The organism is Roseibium sp. Sym1, from assembly GCF_027359675.1.
In the GTDB taxonomy this organism is placed as follows: Bacteria; Pseudomonadota; Alphaproteobacteria; order Rhizobiales; family Stappiaceae; genus Roseibium.
In genome coordinates this window covers 3,285,744-3,306,120 of record NZ_CP114786.1, presented here as the reverse complement: position 1 = coordinate 3,306,120, position 20,377 = coordinate 3,285,744, and the positions used below count along the sequence as shown (strand labels likewise).

8 protein-coding genes are annotated in these 20,377 nt (G+C 61.0%); 4 read left to right on the top strand and 4 right to left on the bottom strand.

The window, feature by feature from the left end:
* Positions 1–8 precede the first annotated feature (8 nt).
* The 4 genes from O6760_RS14985 (at position 9) to O6760_RS14970 (ending at position 14,488) form a co-directional block, all read left to right on the top strand.
* A complete protein-coding gene (locus O6760_RS14985) occupies positions 9–10,268 on the top strand; it encodes a putative Ig domain-containing protein (RefSeq protein WP_269586164.1) in 10,260 nt (3,419 codons plus the stop codon).
* Between the two features lie 80 nt (positions 10,269–10,348).
* Positions 10,349–12,139, top strand: a complete 1,791-nt coding sequence (locus tag O6760_RS14980; RefSeq protein ID WP_269586163.1) for a type I secretion system permease/ATPase — start codon at positions 10,349–10,351, stop codon at positions 12,137–12,139.
* Positions 12,140–12,151: 12 nt separating this feature from the next.
* Positions 12,152–13,462 (top strand): HlyD family type I secretion periplasmic adaptor subunit, encoded by a 1,311-nt coding sequence (locus tag O6760_RS14975; RefSeq protein WP_269586162.1) that lies wholly within the window; start codon positions 12,152–12,154, stop codon positions 13,460–13,462.
* A 315-nt stretch (positions 13,463–13,777) separates the two neighbouring features.
* Positions 13,778–14,488: a response regulator gene (locus tag O6760_RS14970; protein WP_269586161.1), complete on the top strand. Its 711-nt coding sequence runs from the start codon at positions 13,778–13,780 to the stop codon at positions 14,486–14,488.
* 35 nt (positions 14,489–14,523) lie between these two features.
* Here O6760_RS14970 and O6760_RS14965 read toward each other — a convergent pair whose 3' ends face one another.
* The 4 genes from O6760_RS14965 to O6760_RS14950 form a co-directional block, all read right to left on the bottom strand.
* Positions 14,524–15,885: a hybrid sensor histidine kinase/response regulator gene (locus O6760_RS14965; RefSeq protein WP_269586160.1), complete on the bottom strand. Its 1,362-nt coding sequence runs from the start codon at positions 15,883–15,885 to the stop codon at positions 14,524–14,526.
* 10 nt (positions 15,886–15,895) lie between these two features.
* Positions 15,896–17,059 carry an FIST N-terminal domain-containing protein gene (locus O6760_RS14960; protein WP_269586159.1) on the bottom strand — a complete coding sequence of 388 codons (1,164 nt, stop codon included), beginning with the start codon at positions 17,057–17,059 and terminating at the stop codon, positions 15,896–15,898.
* A gap of 173 nt (positions 17,060–17,232) precedes the next feature.
* Positions 17,233–18,198, bottom strand: a complete 966-nt coding sequence (locus O6760_RS14955; RefSeq protein WP_269586158.1) for a GAF domain-containing protein — start codon at positions 18,196–18,198, stop codon at positions 17,233–17,235.
* Between the two features lie 123 nt (positions 18,199–18,321).
* Complete coding sequence (locus O6760_RS14950) at positions 18,322–20,088, bottom strand: PQQ-dependent methanol/ethanol family dehydrogenase (RefSeq protein WP_269586157.1); 1,767 nt, start codon at positions 20,086–20,088, stop codon at positions 18,322–18,324.
* Positions 20,089–20,377: the final 289 nt, after the last annotated feature.

The window sequence follows — 20,377 nt, the reverse complement described above, 5'->3', positions numbered from 1 at the left end:
GGGGCAAAATGTTTGTTTTCAACAATGATCATATCGCGGAACTCAACGCACGAATTAATGGCGGAGAATATAACGGTACGACCTACCCAGCGAACGTTTCGTCCTTTTACGCGCGCGTCGTTGAGATTTTGCAGGAAGCTGTGGATGCCGGCGAAACCGTACCCGCCAACGTTCACCGCTGGTTTGCCGTTGCCCGGGATGTCAACGCTGGTATTGGTGCCTACTCGGATTTCATCCGAAACTACACTGCGGCGCAAATAGAGATCCGTGTAGGCTATTCACCATCCGATATTTCAAACATCTTGCAAAAAGCGTCCGACGATATCGGCCGAGCTGTGTTCAGCGACATTCTGGCAAATGAGAACCGTCTGCCCACGCTGGATCAGATCGGTGAAAACGATGCCACGGAGACGATCGATACAATTGTAGAATCCGTTTCCGATCTGGTGAACCCAACCGCGATCTGGTCGGGAAATATCCTGTTTCCGGCCCTCGGGGTCAGCCGCTTCTTTTATGAAGAAATCATCCCTGACAAAGCAGATACCTACGAACTGTTGACGGCGGCAAAAGCTGCGCTGGAAGCAGGGTCGAATCTTGCGTTCGCCGTTACAAGTCTGGTTGATCTCATTTCCGGTCCGTTCCGATCAGACATCGATACGAGTCAAGCATTGTCGGTGTTGGTTGATGCGCAAAACTTTTTTAACGACGCATATGGCGGCAGTCTTCTCAACCTCGCCACGGATGAGATTGTGTTGGACCGTGAGGGAGAGCACAACACCGAAATGGCTGGAAGCTCCAAGTCCGAAATTATCCACGGAGCGGCTGGCGACGATACCATTGTGAGTTCAGCTGGCAATGACATTCTCGATGGTGGCGAGGGGATCGATACTGCCGACTACTCCAACGCTGAAAACGGCCTCGACATCGCGATCAAGAACGAGCCGGGAGAAGGTGTGGAATATACCGCCTCGGTCGTCGGTTCAGGCATAGACGCACTTTTCAATATCGAGAAACTCATCGGTTCGGGTCACAATGATCAGGTCATTGTCCGAAGCCTTCCCGCGCATCTGGAAAGTCTCGACGCAGGAGAGGGAGACGAAGATCTGCTCTCAACATTCTATCTCGGTTTTGAGGGGAATGGTGTCGAGCTGGATGCAGTTGGCGGCACTTTGAGCACTGGCGACAGTCAGATTGAGATAGCGAATTTTGAGAAATTCGAAGGAACCAATCAAGACGATACTTTCGTTCTCGATGCGGCGACGACAAAAGAAGTCAGTGGCCGTTCAGGAGAAAAAGACAAAGCAGACTTTTCCCAAAGCACTGAGGCTTTGACAGGCCAGGTAACCATAAAGGGAATTGAGGAAATCGTTGGAACGTCTTTCGGCGACGTAATCACCACCGGCGACGAGAACAACATAATCGATGGTTTTGGCGGAACAGACACACTGGAAGCCGGTGCCGGAAACGATGAGTATGTTTCGGACGGCGAAGACACAATCACGGACAGCACCGGCGATGACACCTACCGGATTGACGGAGACGGCACAACGCTCTCTGACGGGGACGGCGAAGGCACCGTCTATTTTGGCGGCCTCAAACTCACCGGCGGGGAAAAGAAGGCCGATGAAAGCGGCTGCGGCAACGACCATGAGAGCGACGACAAGAACGAGTATGAGGGCTCCAGCGGCGAGATCTACAAGAAGTCCGGTTCGGGTCTGACCGTCACCTACAACGGCAGCACGCTGACCATCAAAAACTGGAAGGACGGGCAGCTCGGGATCAAGCTCGACGAGGAGGATCCCAAGGACGGCAGCCCCTGCGATCCGTCCCCGGACAATTACGGCTCTCCGCTGGTGCTTGATCTGGACGGGGACGGGATCGAGCTGCTTTCCCTTGAAGAGTCCGGCGCCTATTTCGACATCGACAAGGACGGCGTGAGGGAGCGCACCGGTTGGGTCCGGGCCGACGACGGCCTGTTGACCCTCGACCGGAACGGCAACGGCACGATCGACGACGCGGGCGAACTGTTCGGATACGGCGAAACCTATCCAAGGTCGCGGGATCATCTGGGCGGAAGCGTATTCGACGGTCCGGGCGGGATCGACATCCGCTATGACAGCGGGTTTGCGCAACTTGCCGATTTCGATCTGAACCTCGACGGTGTTATCGACCAGAATGATGGCGTCTACAGCAGTTTGCGCATCTGGCAGGACCTGGACGGCGACGGCGTTTCCGACGAAGGCGAATTCACGACCCTTGCCGAACAGGGCGTGACCTCGATTTCCCTGACCGCCGAAGCGGTCTCGGAAGACAACAACGGAAACCTTGTCACGGACCGGGGCACTTTCGAAGGCGCGAACGGCACCGGCGAAATTTCCGATGTCTGGTTCAGGTTCAACCAGTACGATTCCAAATACGAGGTTCCGGAGGATCTCGATCCGGCCATTGCCGCGCTTCCCGATCTGAATGGCGCCGGCAGCGTCAAGCCGCTGCACCTGGCCATGTCGGAACAGCCGGAGCTGCGGGCGCTGGTCGAGGATTTTGTCTCCCTCCAGGGCTCCGATCTCTCGCAGGCGAGCGCGCTGGCGGAACAAATTCTTTATGCCTGGGCCGGTGTGAGCAACGAGGACACCGCCACCGGACGGGGCCGGTTTGCCGACCGGCGCGCCGTGGAAGTGATCGAGGCCTTTTCCGACACGTCCTTCGCGCAGTGGAGCGGCAGCGTTCCGCGCCCCTATGCGGGCGCCGTCCTCAACGACCAGTTCAACGCCATTCTCCAGGCCACGACGGCTCAGCTCTTTGCGCAATCGCCGATCGGCCAGGAGCTGTTTCCGGAGTTGACCTTCGAGAACAACCATTTCCTCATTCTTGCCGAAAACACCAATGCGTCCGACGTCCTGCAGCGGTTGAGCGACAGCGCGCCCGGCGACGTTTTCGAGGCCCTCGCCCATTACCAGGCCGGCATCCGTATCCTGGACATGATCTATCTCTCCTTTGCCGACGTGGCTCTGGCGGGGGACGAAGGAGCCGGCTACCGGGCCGACGCGGAAGCGTTGCTTGCCAGTGCGGGCATCGATCTGTCCTACGAGGATCTTGTCGCGGCGCGTGTCGGCTCCGGCGGAGACGACAGCTTCCTGACCGAGTCCTTTGCCGGCAACCAGTACGGCGACAAGACCCCGGTCGTTTCCGGCGGTGCGGGCGACGATGCCATCGTGCTCGGCGGAAACAAGCAGATCCTGTTCTGGGGCGCCGGACAGGGAACCGATACCGTCACGCTCGACCCGTTCAGCCAGCAGGGCTGGGACACGACACCGCGCGTCGAACTGCGTCTCGCCAATCTGAACCGCTCGGAAATCAGCTTCTCCCGCATCGAGAACGCCCTGACGACGGACGCGGCGATCAAGATCGATGCCACCGGCGAAATGCTGATCATCCGCGGGCTTCTGGAAGGGACCGCGTCGGGCGTCATCCGCTTCGCGGACGGCGAGGAAGTTTCCTTTGCCGATTTCGCGGACGAAATCGCCGCGCTTGCAGAAACGGGCACGGACGGCAATGACCTGATCATCCAGGTGGGAACATCGGCGCTCGATGGCGGTGCCGGCAACGATATCCTGCAAGGCGCGGCAAGGGATACCGACTACAAATTCGGCATCGGATCCGGCCGGGACGTCATCCAGGATACCGCCGACGGCGTCAACAGGGTCCTCTTCGGGGAGGGCGTCACGCCGGGCGACCTGACATTCACACGGTCCGGCGGGTGGTTCGACACGCTGGAAATCACGATCAACGGGACCGGCGACACCCTGATTATCCGGAACCAGTATGACGGCTCGTCCCCGATTGTTTCCGCCTTTGTCTTCGAAGACGGAACGACCCTGACACCGGATGATCTTGCAGTCCTTTTCCAGACGCCGACGGATGCGGACGACCAGGTTTTCGGCACAACCGGCGCGGATTATCTCGGCAACGAAGGCACGCTCGGAAACGATACCTTCCGGGGCCTCGACGGCGGCGACACCTATTTCTTCGAGGCCGGAAGCGGCCAGGACACGATCGAAGACCTCGGCTCCGACGCGACCACGACGGATGCAAACGGCAACGTGCGGGTCCGCGATGAGGATGTCGTTGAGATCGAATACGACCTCGGCGAACTGACGATCACCTATGACGACCGGAAAATCGTGTTCCTGCACGAGGCCAGCGGCGATCAGCTGACGGTCATGAGAACATTCGGCAAGATCGAGACCTTCAACTTCGGGGACGCCTACGGCTTTTCCGAAAACGATGTGCTCACCTATGCGGATTCGGGCGGGACGGATGGCGCGATCCTCGGAACGGCCGACGCAGACGTCCTGGACGGCACGGAAGAGGACGATGTGATCCTGGGGCTTTCCGGGGACGACACGCTTTCGGGTCTCGGCGGCAACGACCGGATTGACGGCGGCGATGGCGAAGACACCGTGAACGGTGGCGAAGGCAACGACATACTCCTCGGCGGCTCCGGCTTCGATATCCTGAACGGTGGAGACGGCGACGATATTCTCGACGGTGGTGACCGCGGCGACACCTCGTCGTCCCTCCGGGCCGCCAACGAACTCCATGGCGGCGCCGGGAACGATCAGCTCTACGGCGGCTGGCGGAACGACACCCTGTCCGGCGGCGAAGGCAATGACCTGATCTTCGGCGATTATGGCTCCGACATCATGGAGGGCGGCGAAGGCGACGACGTGATCGTCGACAATGACGGCAGCGCCACCTACTGTTATGCCGCCGGTGACGGCCATGATCTCATCTTCAACGACAATGCCTATTCAAGCGATCACGACGTCATTGAATTCGATGCGTCGATATCCGTTTCCGACGTCTCGTTCAGCTTCGTCTACATGGACGGCAGCGTCTACACCGACAATTGGCAATTCGAAAACCCGGCCTGGGGGATCAAGGCGACCTTCCAGCAGGGCGGATCGATCAGCTTCGCCGGCGGTTACGGCGACGACATCGGCGGTGTGGATGCGCTTGAATTTGCGGACGGAACCACATTGAACGTCTCGTCCATCGCCGCGGATCTTCGGATCGGAACGGATGCGGATCAGGTGATCGTCGGCGCGTCTGACCGGAGTGACGATCTCTTCGATGGCGGCAAGGGCGACGATGTCTTTTACGGCAACAGAGGCGACCAGGCCTATTTCTTCGACGCGGGCGACGGGCACGACGTCATCCATGCAAATCTCGAAGAATACAATTCCACGAGCATCAGCTTCGGCGACGGCATTACCTTTGACAGCCTTTCCTTCAGCCGAAGCGGCGAGAACGGTCAGGATCTGGTGATCACGCTGGACACCGGCGACAGCATCACCATCGTCAACCAATATGTGTCCATGCAAGATACCGACTATGGCACGGATGCCGGGCTGAAGGTGCTCTCCTATGTCGACCAGCTGTTTTTCAGCGACGGCACCAGCCGGGCGCTTGCCGCGGAAAACATCGCCGAAATCACCAATACCGGCACCGACGGCAACGACAATCAGGTCGGAACGGGTCTGGAAGACATCTTCGCGCCGACGGCGGGAGACGATGTTCTTGCCGGCGGGCATGGCAGCGACATTTACGGCTTCGAAATCGGCGCCGGCCACGACGAGATCGTCGAGACATCCGACGGTCTGCTCTACACCCCGGACACCTATGAGTTCGAAGGCGGGCCGATGGATCTTTCGCTGTTGCGCGAGACCGACACCCTGTTCTTCGGCGACGGCATTTCCGTCTCGGACCTGACGTTCACGGCCGTCGGCAATAGCCTGGCCGATCTCGAAATCACCATCATCGGTACCGGCGACAAGATGCTGATCAGGGATCAGCTTATGCCGGACGCCAACTGGGGACGGATGAGCAAGGAATTCGACCCGTTTGCGTTCCCTCCGGGAACGGACAATCCGAGCCTCGGGGAGTACGGCGAGGTCACGCAGGAATACTGGAACCACTTCGCCGCGGCCGACTTCGGCGCGGACGCGCTGTTCCAGGCGGGCATCGAGGTGTTCACCTTCGCGGACGGGACCAGCCTGACGCGTTCGGAAGTCGCGGCTCTGGTCAGCAACATCGAAAATGACGGCGACAACAACATCCGGACGGACGATACCGGCGGCGTCCTCGATGGCGGCAGCGGCAATGACCATCTGTCGGGCGGCACGGGGAACGACACCTACATCTTCGAGCTGGGGGCCGACAGCGACATTGCCGAAGACAGGGGCGGGTTCGACACGATCCAGTTCGGTGACGGCATCACCGCCGAACGCCTGGCCTTCCGGCGGGTCGGCGAGGACTCGAACGATCTGCTGATCGAGATTGGCGGCGAGGCCGTCAACACGCTTCTGATCGAAGGGCAATTCGCCGGTGACGGCCGTGAGATCGAGCAGTTCAAGACGGCTGACGGCAGTGTCTTCACCAGCCTCCAGATCCGCCAGAGCCTGCTTGCTGAAGCGGTCACGTCCGGGTCGGATCTCGTCATCGGCTTTGAAAACAATGATCTGATCGATGCCCGCGAAGGCGACGACACGATCGAACTGCGCGGCGGTGACGATGTGGTCGACGGCGGCGCGGGCCGGGACGTTGCCGTGTTCCGCGGACACCGGTCGGATTACACCATCGAGACCGACGGCGCGTGGACCGTCGTGACGGACACAACGGGCCGGGACGGTGTCAACCGCCTGGTCAACGTCGAGAAATTGGTCTTCGCCGATGAAGACGGCGGCGAACAGGCGGTCGTGGATCTGACGCCGAACCTTGCCCCGATCGCGAACGATATCGAGGTGAGCGGCCTGGAGGACACGGTCCTGATCCTCAACCCGAAATACGTCACCGACCAGGTCGACGATCCGGACGGGGACGCCGTCACGCTGGTCAGCGTCGGCAATGCCTCTTCCGGTTCCGTGGAACTCGACGAGGCCGGCCGGATCGTCTATCGGCCGGACGCGGACGTGAACGGAGCCGTGGAGTTTGAATACACGGTCGTTGACAAGGACGGCGCCGAAGCCATCGGCCGGGTCACCGTTGATCTTACCGCCCTGAACGACGGGCCCGCCGCTTCCGATGACCAGGTAGCCGGCGTTGAAGACCAGGTGCTGCTGCTCGATCCCGCCAGCCTGCTGGCCAACGATCTCGACATTGACGGCGATGTCCTGTCGGTCGTCGCGGTCGCATCGCCGGATGCGGATGTCTCCCTGACCGCGGAAGGCCAGATCCGCATTGCGGCGCCGGAAAACTTCTCGGGCCTTATCGAGTTCGACTACACGGTGTCGGACGGCGTGAAGACCGATACCGCCCGTGTCCAGGTGAATATCGAGGCCGTCAATGACGCTCCCGTGGCCGGCACGCCGATCAGCGACCAGACCTATGTCGCCAGCAACGCGTTTGTCTTCTTTGTCCCGTTGTCGGCCTTCAGTGACGTGGACGGCGACGACCTCTCGTTGTCGGCGTCTCTTGCGGATGGGGCCGCGCTTCCGGACTGGCTGACCTTCGATCAGGATACCGGCGTGTTTCTTGGCGAGGCTCCCGAAGACTTTGCAGGGGCGCTCGACGTCGTCGTCACTGCCAGCGACGGCTCCGAAACCGCGCAATCCGGGTTCAGTCTCACGATCGAACCGGCAAATGTTGCTCCCGTGGTTGCCAGCGCGATCATCGATCAGTCGGTCGACGAGGACACCGCCTGGTCCTTCGTGGTGCCGGACGGAACGTTCAGCGACGATGACGGCGATATCCTGTCCTATCGCGCGACGCTTGCCGACGGCTCGGACCTTCCGGCCTGGCTTGGCTTCGATGCGGACACGCGAACGTTTTCCGGTACGCCGCCACAGGACTTCAACGGGTCGCTCGACCTGAGGGTCGTCGCGTCCGACGGCGAGTTCGAGACGGAAGACACGTTCGTCCTGAACATCACCCCCGTGAACGACGCCCCCATCGTCGTGAACGGGATCGATCATCAGTTCAGTTCGGAAGACGAGGACATCAACTTCACAATTCCCGCTGACACATTCGCGGATGTCGACGGGGACGCCTTGACACTGTCGGCGACCATGAACGGCGGTTCGCCGCTGCCGGACTGGCTCGACTTCGACCCCGCGACGGCCACGTTCTCGGGAACGCCGCCACAGGAATACCGCGACAGCACACTGATTGTCACGGTGTCCGCAACGGCGACGGACCCAGATGGTGCGAGCGTCAGCGACACGTTCTCCTTCGCGATCACCACGGTCAATGACGCTCCCGTCCTGGCAGCCCCGCTGGAAGACCGGAGTGTTGCCGAGGACCAGGCGGTCGAATTCGCGGTTCCCGCCGACAGCTTCACCGACATTGACGATGCTGAATTGTCCTTCACCGCGAGGCTTGCCGATGGATCGGCCTTGCCGGCCTGGTTGGCCTTTGACGGCGAGACGCGCGCGTTCTCCGGCACACTGCCGCAGGATTTCAACGGGCCCCTGGACGTAACGGTCACGGCAACGGATGGCGAATTCGAGATCAGCGACACGTTCACGCTGGAGATCACGCCCGTGAACGACGCTCCTGTCGTGGCCAACGCGCTTGCCGACCGCAGCGTTGTCGAGGACACGGCGATCGCTTTCACGCTGCCGCAGAACGCATTTGCCGATGTGGATGGCGATGCCCTTGTGCTGTCGGCCTCGCAGGCGGATGGATCGTCCCTGCCGGCATGGCTCGCCTTTGATGCCGGCTCCCGGTCCTTCACCGGAACGCCGCCTCAGGATTTCAATGGATCCCTGGAGGTCAGGGTGACGGCATCCGATGGTGAGCTGGAAGCGAGCGATACCTTTACGCTTGAGATAACAGCGGAAAACGACGCGCCTGTTGCTGTAAATCCGATCGGCGATCAGACGTCCGCGGAGGACGCCGCCATCAGTTTCGCGGTGCCGGGTGACGCCTTCACGGATGTCGATGGCGATGACCTGGTGCTGTCGGCCTCACTGGCCGACGGGTCCTCGCTACCGGCCTGGCTGACCTTTGATGCGGACACGCGCACCTTCTCCGGCACGCCGCCGCAAGACTTCAATGGTGCTTTCGATGTGACGGTCACGGCGTCGGACGGTGCCCTGGAAGCGAGCGACACGTTCACTCTGGAAATTTCTCCGGTCAACGATGCCCCGTTGCTGGTCAACGCGCTGGAGGATCAGAGCTTCGACGAGGATACGGAGATTTCCTTCACGCTTCCGCAAGACGCCTTTTCGGATGTCGACGGGGACAGCCTGGTGTTTGCGGCAAGTCTCGAGGACGGCTCGCCGTTGCCGGACTGGCTGGCCTTTGACGCCGAAACCCGGTCCTTTGCCGGAACGCCGCCGGAAAACCTGAACGGAAGCCTGAATGTAACCGTAACGGCATCCGACGGCAGTCTTCAGGTCAGCGACAGCTTCACCCTCGACATCGCTCCGGTCAACGATGCGCCGGTTGCCGTTGGAGAGGGCGGTTTTGTCGTTGGTTCGGGAACCGCGGTCACCTTCGCCGCCGAAGGTCTTCTCGCCAATGACATCGATATTGACGGGGATGCGCTGACGATCACGTCGGTCACCAGCACCTCCGGCAATGCCACCGTGGAAATCGATGCGGACGGCAACGTGGTTTACACCGCCTCCGACGGCTTCCAGGGGGAGGACAGCTTCGAATACACCATCAGTGACGGTGAGCTGACCGCGACCGCAACGGTCAGTCTGCTTGTCGAGGCGGACGACCCCTACGAGGGCTGGACGCAAGGCACCGACGGTGACGACTGGATGTTCGGGGATCTTTGGTCGCCCAACCAGATCTATGGCGCCGGCGGCAACGACATCATCATCGGTGGCCTGAACGGAGACCAGCTTGCAGGCGGATCGGGAAGCGACCGGCTTTGGGGGCTTCTCGGCGACGACGACCTGCAAGGAAACGATGGCGACGATCAGCTCTATGGCGGCTTCGGCAGCGACACGCTTTCCGGAGGCGCCGGCAATGACAGGCTGTGGGGTGGCTGGGGACGCGACAATTTTGTGTATGCGACCGGCGGCGGCAGCGACACCATCATGGACTTCGAGACAGGCTTGAACTGGGGCTGGTTCCGCTCGCGCGGCGATTCAATTTCGATCGACGTCAACGGCATTAACAGCTTCGACGACCTGATGGCCACGGCGTCGCAAGACGGCCGGAACGTCGTTTTCGATTTCGGCAACGGAGACGAACTGGTGCTCGCGCATACGCGTCTGGCCGCACTCGACAAGGATGCCTTCACCTTCTACTAGGGCCCACTTCGCCGGCGCACCGGTTTCGGTGCGCCGGCGACCTCAACAACCATTTGCCTTTCCGGAATTGAACCGCGCCCATGCCCGAACGTATCGATCAATCCGGCAGCAATCCGTTGGCAGATGCAATCAGGCGGTCGCGGGCAACGTTCGCGGCCGTCGGCGTGTTTTCCTGCGCCGTCAATATCCTGATGCTGACCGGTCCGCTGTTCATGCTCCAGGTCTATGACCGGGTGCTCGCGAGCCGTTCGGTTCCGACACTCGTCGCGCTTTTTGCGCTGGTGGCCGCTCTCTATCTCTTCCTGGGGACTTTCGATCTCATCCGGACCAGGGCCTTGTCGCGGATCGGATACCGGCTCGATGTTCAACTGTCGGCTCTCGCCAACAAGATCTGGATCTTTTCGGGACTGGCAAAAGGCAGGATCAAATCCCGGCCCATAAACGATCTGAGTACATTGCGTCAGTTCCTGTGTTCGAACGGGCTGCCGTCGCTCTTCGATCTGCCCTGGGTGCCCTTCTATCTGGCGATTGTCTACCTGTTGCATGTGTGGCTGGGATTGCTGGCAACGGCCGGCGCGGTGGTGGTGATTTCAGCGACAATCGTCAACGAATTCATCACCCGCAAACCGATTGGCGAAGCGTCCGGCTGGGAGCTCAGGGACGCGGTCTTTGCTGATGGCGGCAACCGGAACGCCGAGGCAATTGTCGCCATGGGGATGACAAGCCGGGTCACGGAACATTGGCAGAAACTCCGCACCGTGGCCCTGGCCAGGGCCCAGGAAGGCGGTGGACGGTCCGAGGTCATCACGGCGTTGACCAAGGCGGTGCGCATGCTTGTTCAATCCGGCATGCTGGCCCTGGGTGCCTATCTCGCGATCTACCAGGAAATATCGCCCGGAACGATGATCGCCGCATCCATACTCGGCGGCCGTGCCCTGGCGCCGGTCGATGCCGCCGTAGCCAACTGGAAGAACTTCATTCGTTCCCGTCAGGCCTACGGCAGATTGTCGGCGCTCATGGCGCGTGGCAATGATCGGCACGAACCTGTTCAACTGCCGGTTCCGAAGGGACGTCTGTCGGTTTCGAACCTGGTCAAACTCTCGCCTGCCGCGGACGCCGGTCAGACCGACCGGCGCCCGATCCTGCAGGGCCTTCATTTCGATCTGGAGCCGGGCGACGGCCTGGGCGTGATCGGACCAAGTGCCTCCGGCAAAAGCTCGCTCGCGCGGCTCCTGGTCGGCGTATGGATGCCCGACAAGGGCTCCGTGCGGCTGGACGGGGCCGCATTCGACCAATGGGACCGGGACGAACTCGGCAAATATATCGGTTACCTGCCGCAATCGATGGAGCTTTTGCCGGGGACAATCCGGCAGAACATTGCCCGCTTCGACGAGGAGGTCACGGATGAAGATGTCGTTGCGGCGGCGAAACTCGCCGCTGTGCACGATCTGATCCTTGCCTTGCCGGACGGGTATTCAACCGACCTTTCAAACGGAATGCAGGTGCTGTCCGGCGGCCAGGTGCAACGGATCGGTCTTGCCCGCGCCGTGTTGAGAACACCGCCCCTGGTCGTGCTGGACGAACCCAACTCCAATCTCGACACCGACGGCGACGAGGCGTTGAGCGGTGCGATCGCGGCGTTACGAAACGCGGGGAGCTGTGTTGTCGTCATGGCGCACAGACCCAGCGCCATTGACGCGGTCAACAAGGTCCTCATGCTTCGGAACGGCCAGCAGGTTGAATTCGGAGACAAGCAGGACGTGCTTCAGAAAGTCATCCGGCCAAGTCTGCCACAAGGCGAGCAAGCTCCGGCGCGCCCCGGGGCCGGCACCAGGAAGGTCCTGAAACCAACGTCCAGGAAGCGGGCATAGCGGAACATGGGGATGCACCAGTCCAGCGATACCGAGGTCAAGACGTCCACCGGCCGAATTGTGGGTACCGGGCTGGCGCTCATTTTGTTTCTGTTTGTCGCCGGCGGAGCATGGGCTGCCTTCACCAACCTTTCGGGAGCCGTCATCGCCACGGGGCAGGTCGTTGTCCTCGGAAAACCCAAAACCGTCCAGCATCTGGACGGCGGCATCGTGGACAGGATCCGGGTCGATGACGGAGACCGTGTCGAAAAGGGCGACCTGCTCATCCGTCTCGACGACACCTTGCTGAAGGCAAATCTCAAGATCTACGAGAACCGGTTGCGGGAAGGTGTCGCGCAGCGCGCGAGACTTGTCGCCGAACGGGACGAATTGAACGCGGTCCGGTGGGATGACGGCATTCTGGAACTCCTGGAGGTCGACATCATTCCCGCGGTGAAGACGGGACAGCGGAAACTCTTCGAGGCCCGGCGCATCACCCGGGAAGGGCAGATTTCACAGCTGCGGGAGAAAGTCCATCAATTCGAGAACCAGATCGCCGGGATGGAGGCGCTCAAGACATCCAAGCGCACCCAGCTCGGTTTTCTGGACCAGGAACTCGACAGCATCCGCACCCTGAATGAAAAGGGGCTGTCGCCCAAGTCGCAGTTGATGGCGCTTGAGCGGCAACGGGAAGACATTATCGGGCAGATCGCGGAGAGAGACGCGGAGCTCGCCCGCATCCAGAATGCGATCAGCGAAACCGAAATCCAGATCCTGCAAATTGAAAGGGAGTTCCGGCAAACGGTGCTGACCGAACTGCGTCAGGTCGAACAGGAAGTCAACGACATGACGCAGCAGCTCCATGCGACGCTGGAGCAGCTCAGCAGGGTTGAAATCACGGCACCGGTTGCCGGGATTGTCCATGAACTCAGTGTCTTTACCATCGGCGGTGTCATCGGTCCGGGGGATCCGGTCCTGCAACTCATCCCTCAGGACGGTCACTTCGAGATTGAGGCCAATGTCGAGCCGCAATTCGTCGACGAAATCCATGCGGGACAACTGTCGAAGCTGCGCTTCTCCGCCTTCAATCAACGAACAACGCCCGAGATTGACGGTTCCGTGAAGACCGTGTCTCCCAACGTTGTGGTGAACGAGCAGACGGGGCAATCCTTCTACAAGGTGCGGATCGCGATTCCGGAGACCGAGCTAGCCCGGCTCAACGGCCACACGCTGATTTCCGGCATGCCCGTCGAAGCATTCATCAGGACCAAGGACCGCACCGCGCTCAATTACCTGACGAAGCCGTTGATGGACCAGATCAACCGGGCCTTTCGGGAGGAATGACCCAGGTTCGCGCGGTCTCTGTTGCAAACTTTGAATTTGGGCGGATTTCGGCCTCTACCGATGCATCCTGCTCGAACCTTGTTGCGTTCAACGGCTGGCAAAGCAAACGGTGGCAACGTATCTCCGGTCATGGCGGGCGTCGCTCGCGGGATGAGGTGGAGCGATGGGCCTGGACAACCGATTCCTACGTCAAGTCAATCGCTTAAGCTACTTCCGCAAACCTTTCAAGCCGCCGCCTGAACAAGACGGGTTGCATCATGTCGTGACTCGAGCGCCGTTTTAAAGTGAATGAGATATGCTATCCTGTCGTGATCGATGCTGACGAGCGTGAAGGACGAGATGACAAGGGTCTTGATAGTTGATGATCACCCGCTGTTCAGCGAAGCACTTCTGGGAGCCCTCAGGAACGTGCTTCCCACGGTCGAAATGGTTGACGCAACGAGCGTTGGATCGGCGATCGAGATCCTTGAAGCGGACAAGAGTTTCGACCTGCTCCTTCTGGACCTCAACATCCCGGACGCGGACGGGTTCAGCGGTCTGATGCGGATCCGGGGCCTGTTTCCGCGGCTTCCCGTTGTCGTCGTCTCGGGTCATGACGATCCCAGGGTCATCGAGGAAGCGCTGACCTACGGGATCGGCGGCTTTATTCCGAAATCCAGCAGCAAGAAGGACCTTGCCGAAGCCGTCAAGGTGGTCATGGACGGAGACGTCTATCTGCCGGACGACTACAAACCGCAGGAGCCGACGGGAGAGGATCTCGAACGCAAGGATATCATTGCCCGCATCGCAACGCTGACCCCGCAGCAGCAGCGCGTTCTGCAGATGATGCGCGCCGGCCTTCTCAACAAGCAGATCGCCTACGAACTCGATATCGGCATAACCACCGTCAAGGCGCATGTGTCGGAAATCCTGCGCAAACTGAATGTCTACAGCCGCACAAAGGCGGTGATTGAAGTCTCCCGGCTAGACGCCGAAAACCTTCTGGAAGCCGACGAGAGCCACCGGCGCGCTCCGACCGACACCTGAACCGCGGCGAAACCGGATGAACCGCCGCCCTGCGGTCAGACCGGCGGGGGCGCAGGCCCCGTCCGGCGCGGCGACAGCAGACTGGCCATCAGCGATCGCAGTTCCGCGGGCTTTACCGGCTTGTACATCAGCTCCGCGTTCAGTTCGCCTGCCTTGTGTGTCAGGTCGTCATCCGGATCGGCCGTGATGAAGATCACCGGCATGGACTGCTCCGGCCCGGTCAGAACCGCTTCCACGATCTCCGTGCCGAGATCGCCATTGTCCAGGTGCTGGTCGGCCAGGACAACGTCGGGCCGCCAGGTTTCGTCGGCGAGGATCTCGTCGACTTCCTGGCGCTGACTGGCGATACGGACGGAGCACTGCCAGCGCCAAAGCAGGGATTCCATGGCCTGGATGCCCGCCGGGTCATTCTCCAGCAGCAGAACGCGTGCGCCGGCGAGGGTATTGGCCGGCAACCGCAACGCCGCGGGCGCCGGGCCGGTCTGCTCGGCGGTGCCGGCCTCCGCAAGCGGGACATAGAGGGAAAAGCGGGAGCCTTTCCCCGACGACGAGCTGACCGTGAGCTCGTGACCGAGCGCCGTGGCCATGCGCTGAACGATGGAGAGTCCGAGCCCCAGGCCGCCGCAGATGTTTTTCTGAACCGATTTGGGCTGCCGGCCGCGATAGAATTCCTCGAAAACGTGGCGAAGCCCTTCCTCCGAAATGCCGATCCCGGTGTCGACAACGTCGATCCGCAGCCGGTCGCCGCGTTTGCGCGTTCCAACCAGGACACCGCCGGTGGGCGTATAATTGACGGCATTGGAAATGATGTTCTGGAGGATCCGTCTCAGCATCGTCCGGTCGGACAGGACCTGGTGCCGGGAAAACCTGAAGCGAATGCGCAATCTGCGCTCGGCGGCAAAGGCTTCGAAATCGTCGCGAAGTCCGTTCAACATGTCGGCGAGCGGGAGCGGGCGGACCTCCGGCACCATGACACCGCTGTCGAGCTTGGAAATGTCGAGCAGTGTCTTGAGCAGTTCGTCCATGGTGGCAAGCGCGTTTTCGACCTGGGCGGCAAGGGCGCGGCCCTCCCCCGTGGTCTGCAGGTCGGCCAGGGTCGAAATCGACAGGCTCGCGGCGTTGAGTGGCTGCAGAATGTCGTGGCTGGCCGCGGCGAGAAAGCGCGTCTTGGAAATGTTGGCCTGTTCCGCGGCTTCCTTGGCGGTGTTGAGTTCCTGGTTGGTATGTTCCAGCCGGCGCAGGGCAAAGGCCAGTTCGTCGGTCTTCTGGCGGACCTGCTTTTCCAGGCCAATGGCCGTTTGAAAAAGCGAAAAGGAGCTGCCCTGCTGGTCCATCGACCGCTCCACCCGCTCCATCAGCGCGGCATTTATCCGCTTCAGCTTTTCGACTTCGCTCAAGGCCATATCGTCAATCCGCCGGTCCGGGTCCGAATGCAATGCCCGTCAGGGTCTGGTTTAGGTGCATGGAGCGGAACTGTTCGCCGTAGGTGCAAAAACCGGAAACATTATACTCCCGGTAAAGCGCGGAAAGTGCGGAAAAGCTCTGACGGTTCTGGGCATCCAGCCGTCTCAGCACGCAGTCGAAGCCCAACAATACGTCGATGCCGCCGAGGTCCTCCTCGATTTCCCGCAATTTCTCGCCGGTGGATTCCACCATTCCCATCGGCTGGGCGATGGTCAGCACGATGCCGTCGTCGATGGCACAGAAAAACGACAGGGAACCGTCGGGATTAAGCTTCTGGATGGAGCGGCAATAATAGTCGCCACCGACCCGGACAACGACGGGGTGGGAAGCGAAACTCATCGGTCCGAGCGATTCCGGATCGATACCGATCGCCTCCGCGTAGGCTTTTGCCGCCGGCTCCGCGTTCAACTCCGTGACCGTCCGGCTGTCGGGATCCGACGCGGTCACGACCAGCTTGTGACTCGTGGGCACGAAATTGTCGGTCTTGAACACCCGGAAGGGCACTTCGCTGTGCATGAAAATGACGATGGCCGCGTCGGTCGCGACCCGTCCGTTCATGATGAGACTGGTTTCCCGGAAACGCAGGTTGTCGCCTGCGGATCCGCCGATCAGAGGAATGTTGTTGAGGCTCCAGTAGAGCGCCGAGGTGAAGGCCTCCTCGGCACGCGAAAGGCCGTCTATCAACAGAACGGAGAAAATGGACGGCGCGTCGTTCTCCAGCCCTTCCTCGAAGTCCCGGCGGGTGTCGCTGATCCGCGCCACGACGTCGTCCATGGAGCAGGTGGAGATATTCTCGATCAGAATCGCGGACGCCTGGAACCTGTCGTTCGGAAACAGGATGGCGATAATCTGACCTTCGCTATAGCCGGCAGGGGTGATTTCTCCTGCGGTCGAACTGCCGACGTATTTCAGCCAGGGGGCGTGTTTGCGCAACGCCGCCACCAGCGCTTCCGGTTCAAAGCTTTCCTGACAGAAGTATATCGAAGCCAGCGATGCCTCGGCCTCCTTCGCTGCGGCAGCGAGATCATCGGCGAAGTCTTCCACGGACAGTTCGCTTCCGAACACAACGACAATGCCGCAGGAATATGTCCTGCGTTCACATTTCAAATCCGGTTGCTCCTCCCATTGGCGATCGACAGACCGCCTAAGCAGTATTCATTTTGGTCAAAAAGGATGCAACGGTTTTATACCCTCCCCGAAAGACAGATCACCGGAAGCCGCGTTGCGAGACGGCGCCGCGGCGGCGCAAGTGCCGGCCGGCGTTCGGGCTTCCGCGGGCGCTACTGCGCGGCGAGCGTCTTCATGCGCCTGTACATGGTCGCACGGCTGATCCCGAGGTCTCGGGCTGCCTCCGCGACATTTCCTTTCGACCGGGCCAGCGCCCGCTGGACTTCGCCGCGGATGGCGGACTTGAAGTCGGACCGGTGGCGCCGTCCCGTGAGCACGTCGCTGGCAGGACACGGTGTTCCGTGCCAGGCGGCCGGCAGCTTGTAGAGCCGCCGTGCCGCGCGCGTCGCGCCAACGATGAGATCGTCCTCATTGATCGCGAAAAGAACAGGTCCGCCTTTGTAGCCCGCCTCCCCGACGACAATCCTGGCATCCGGATAGGCCGCATGGAACAGCTCGGCCTCGATCTGGCGGGCCGCGTCGCTGACGGCAACGGCGATCACGCGGGCGAAGGCAATGGTCAGGTCGGATCGGCAGCTCGAGACATCGAGTGCGCCCGCCAGACGGCCACGGGAATCGAAAATCGGCGCGTCGATGCAGCTCAGATCGGTGTTACGTTTGTAGAAATGCTGATTGCGATGGATCATGATCGGCTGTTTCTCGGCAAGGCAGGTACCGATACCGTTGGTTCCTTCGGTCTCCTCGCGCCAGACGCTGCCCGGGCTCAAGCCGATATTGTCGAACTCCTTCCGGTCGCCGGTCTTGCAGCGCATTTCGCAGACGACGCCGTCGGCATCGCTCAGGGCAACACAGCAGCCGGGATCGCCGACAACCGAGAACAGCCGTCCGATAACGGGCCGGGCAATAGCAAGGATGTCGTCGATCTGTCCCCGCGCGCAGTTCAGTTCCGCCCCCGACAGGGCATCGGGCCGCACACTCGTTTCCGGTCTGAGACCGTGATAGTGAAGCGACCGCCACCACGACGCGGCAATGGGCGATTGCGCGGCCCTGGCCGATCCGGTTACGCTGTAGACAAAGTCGGCGTGATTGCCTGCCACGCCCCCGATGGATACCGCCATCTTCTCCTCCCGGTCTGCGAAGACACCGGCCTTGCCGGCCCCCGCCACGATACACGGTGGGGCCGGCAGCCCGGTTCCGACAAAACGCGCACTCAAGGTGCGCGTTTCGGTCCCTTCGTGCGATCAGTTCGCGGACGCAAGCTGTTTCGGCAGCTTGAAGGTCCAGACCATCCCGCCCTGATTGAGGTAGTTCACCTTCTTGGCGACTTCGCCGCCCCAGAGCGGAACCGCGCCCCCCCAGCCGGACACGATCGACACGAATTGCTCGCCGTCCTGTTCCCAGGTCACCGGCTGGCCGACGATGCCGGAGCCCGTCTGGAAGGACCACAGGACCTCGCCGGTTTCGTCATCAAGGGCGAGGAACTTGCCTTCCGGGGTCCCGGTGAACACCAGTCCGCCCGCCGTCGTCATGACGCCGGCCCACAACGGCGCGCCGTTCTTGTATTCCCACTTGATCTCACCGGTATTCGGATCGATCGCCTTCAGCGAGCCGATGTGATCCTCGAACAGCGGCTTGATGGTAAAGCCGGCTCCAAGATAGGCCGCGCCTTTCTTGTAGTTGATCGGCTCGTTCCAGATGTCCATGCCCCACTCGTTGGACGGAACGTAGAAATTGCCCGTTCGATTGCTGTAGGCCATCGGCATCCAGTTCTTGCCGCCGAGGAACGACGGCACGGCGAAGACGACCTCGCCTTTCTTGCCGTCGGCCGCGCCGGAGGGATTGCCGGGCCGGTTGCTTTCGACATAGATCGGGCGGCCGTTTTTATCGATGCCCTCGGCCCAGGAGATCTTCTTGACGAACGGATAGGCGTTCACGAACGCGCCGTCCTCCCGGTTGAGCACGTAGAAGAACCCGTTCCGGTCGGCCGTAGCGAAACGCTTGTTGCCGTCCCTGTCGACGAAGGCAACAACCTCGTTCACACCGTCGAAATCCCAGCCTTCCCGCGGGGTCGTCTGGAAATGCCACTTGATTTCGCCGTTGTCCGGGTTGATGCCGAGACGCGACGCGGCGTAGAGATTGTCGCCGGCATTGCCTTCCACGGGTTCGCCGGCATTGCGCAGCCAGCTGTTCCAGGGTGCCGGGTTGCCGGCGCCGAACACAAGCGTGTCCGTGTCGGCGTCATAGGACCCGCCGAGCCAGGTTGCCCCACCGCCGGTTTTCCAGAGATCCCCGGGCCAGGTCGCGTTCAGCGTCCCGGTCATGGTGCTTTCCTCGCCCTTGAACGTGCCCATGTGACCTTCGATCACCGGACGGGTCCAGACAAGTTCGCCGGTCTCCGCGTCGCGCGCCTGCACTTCGCCGACAATACCGAACTCGCCGCCGGAATTGCCGGTGATGACCAGCCCTTTCACGATCAGCGGCGCGGCGGTGTAGGAATAGCCTTCCTTGTAGTTGGCGATTTTCTTGCGCCACACCACATCGCCGGTTTTCAGGTCCAGCGCGACGATGCGGGCGTCGAGCGTGCCGAAATAGATCTTGTCGCCGTAAATCGCGGCGCCGCGGTTGATCACGTCGCAGCAGGGCAGGATCCCCTCGGGCAGACGGGCATCGTACTGCCAGAGTTCCTCACCGGTTTTCACGTCGATCGCATAGAGCCGCGAATACGATCCGGTGATGTACATGACGCCGTCATAGATCAGCGGCTGGCTTTCCTGACCGCGCTGCTTTTCGCCGCCGAGCGAGAACGCCCAGACGGGCACGAGATTGGCGACATTGTCCTTGTTGAGGGTCTCCAGCGGGCTGTAGCGCTGCAGATGCCGGCCCATCCCGTTGGTAACGACTTGCGAAGTATTGGTCTGGTCGTTGGCCAGATCTTCTTCCGTGACGCCCGCCAGTGCCGTGCTCGTCGCGAGCAGACTGACAGTCACTGTCATCAAATATCGGCGCATGTGCTTCCTCCCTGCGCTGTCCGGTACCGGTCGCGATCTGAAAAGACAGAGGCGGCCGTTCTGAAAACTTTCAAGAACAGGCTGCCGGGGGTATTGCACTTAGGTACCAATTTTGACGCTCCCGGTGTGACACCGGAACGGCCGCACGGCCCGGCCGGCTGGCGAAATGATCAGAAAATTTCTTTTGACTCAATAACTTAAGCCACCAGCACCTCTCCCGGAAATTGAAGTCCAGCATGTTCGCGAAGAATTTTCTCCTTCCTAAGTCCAATTCCCGGCCGGCGCGGGG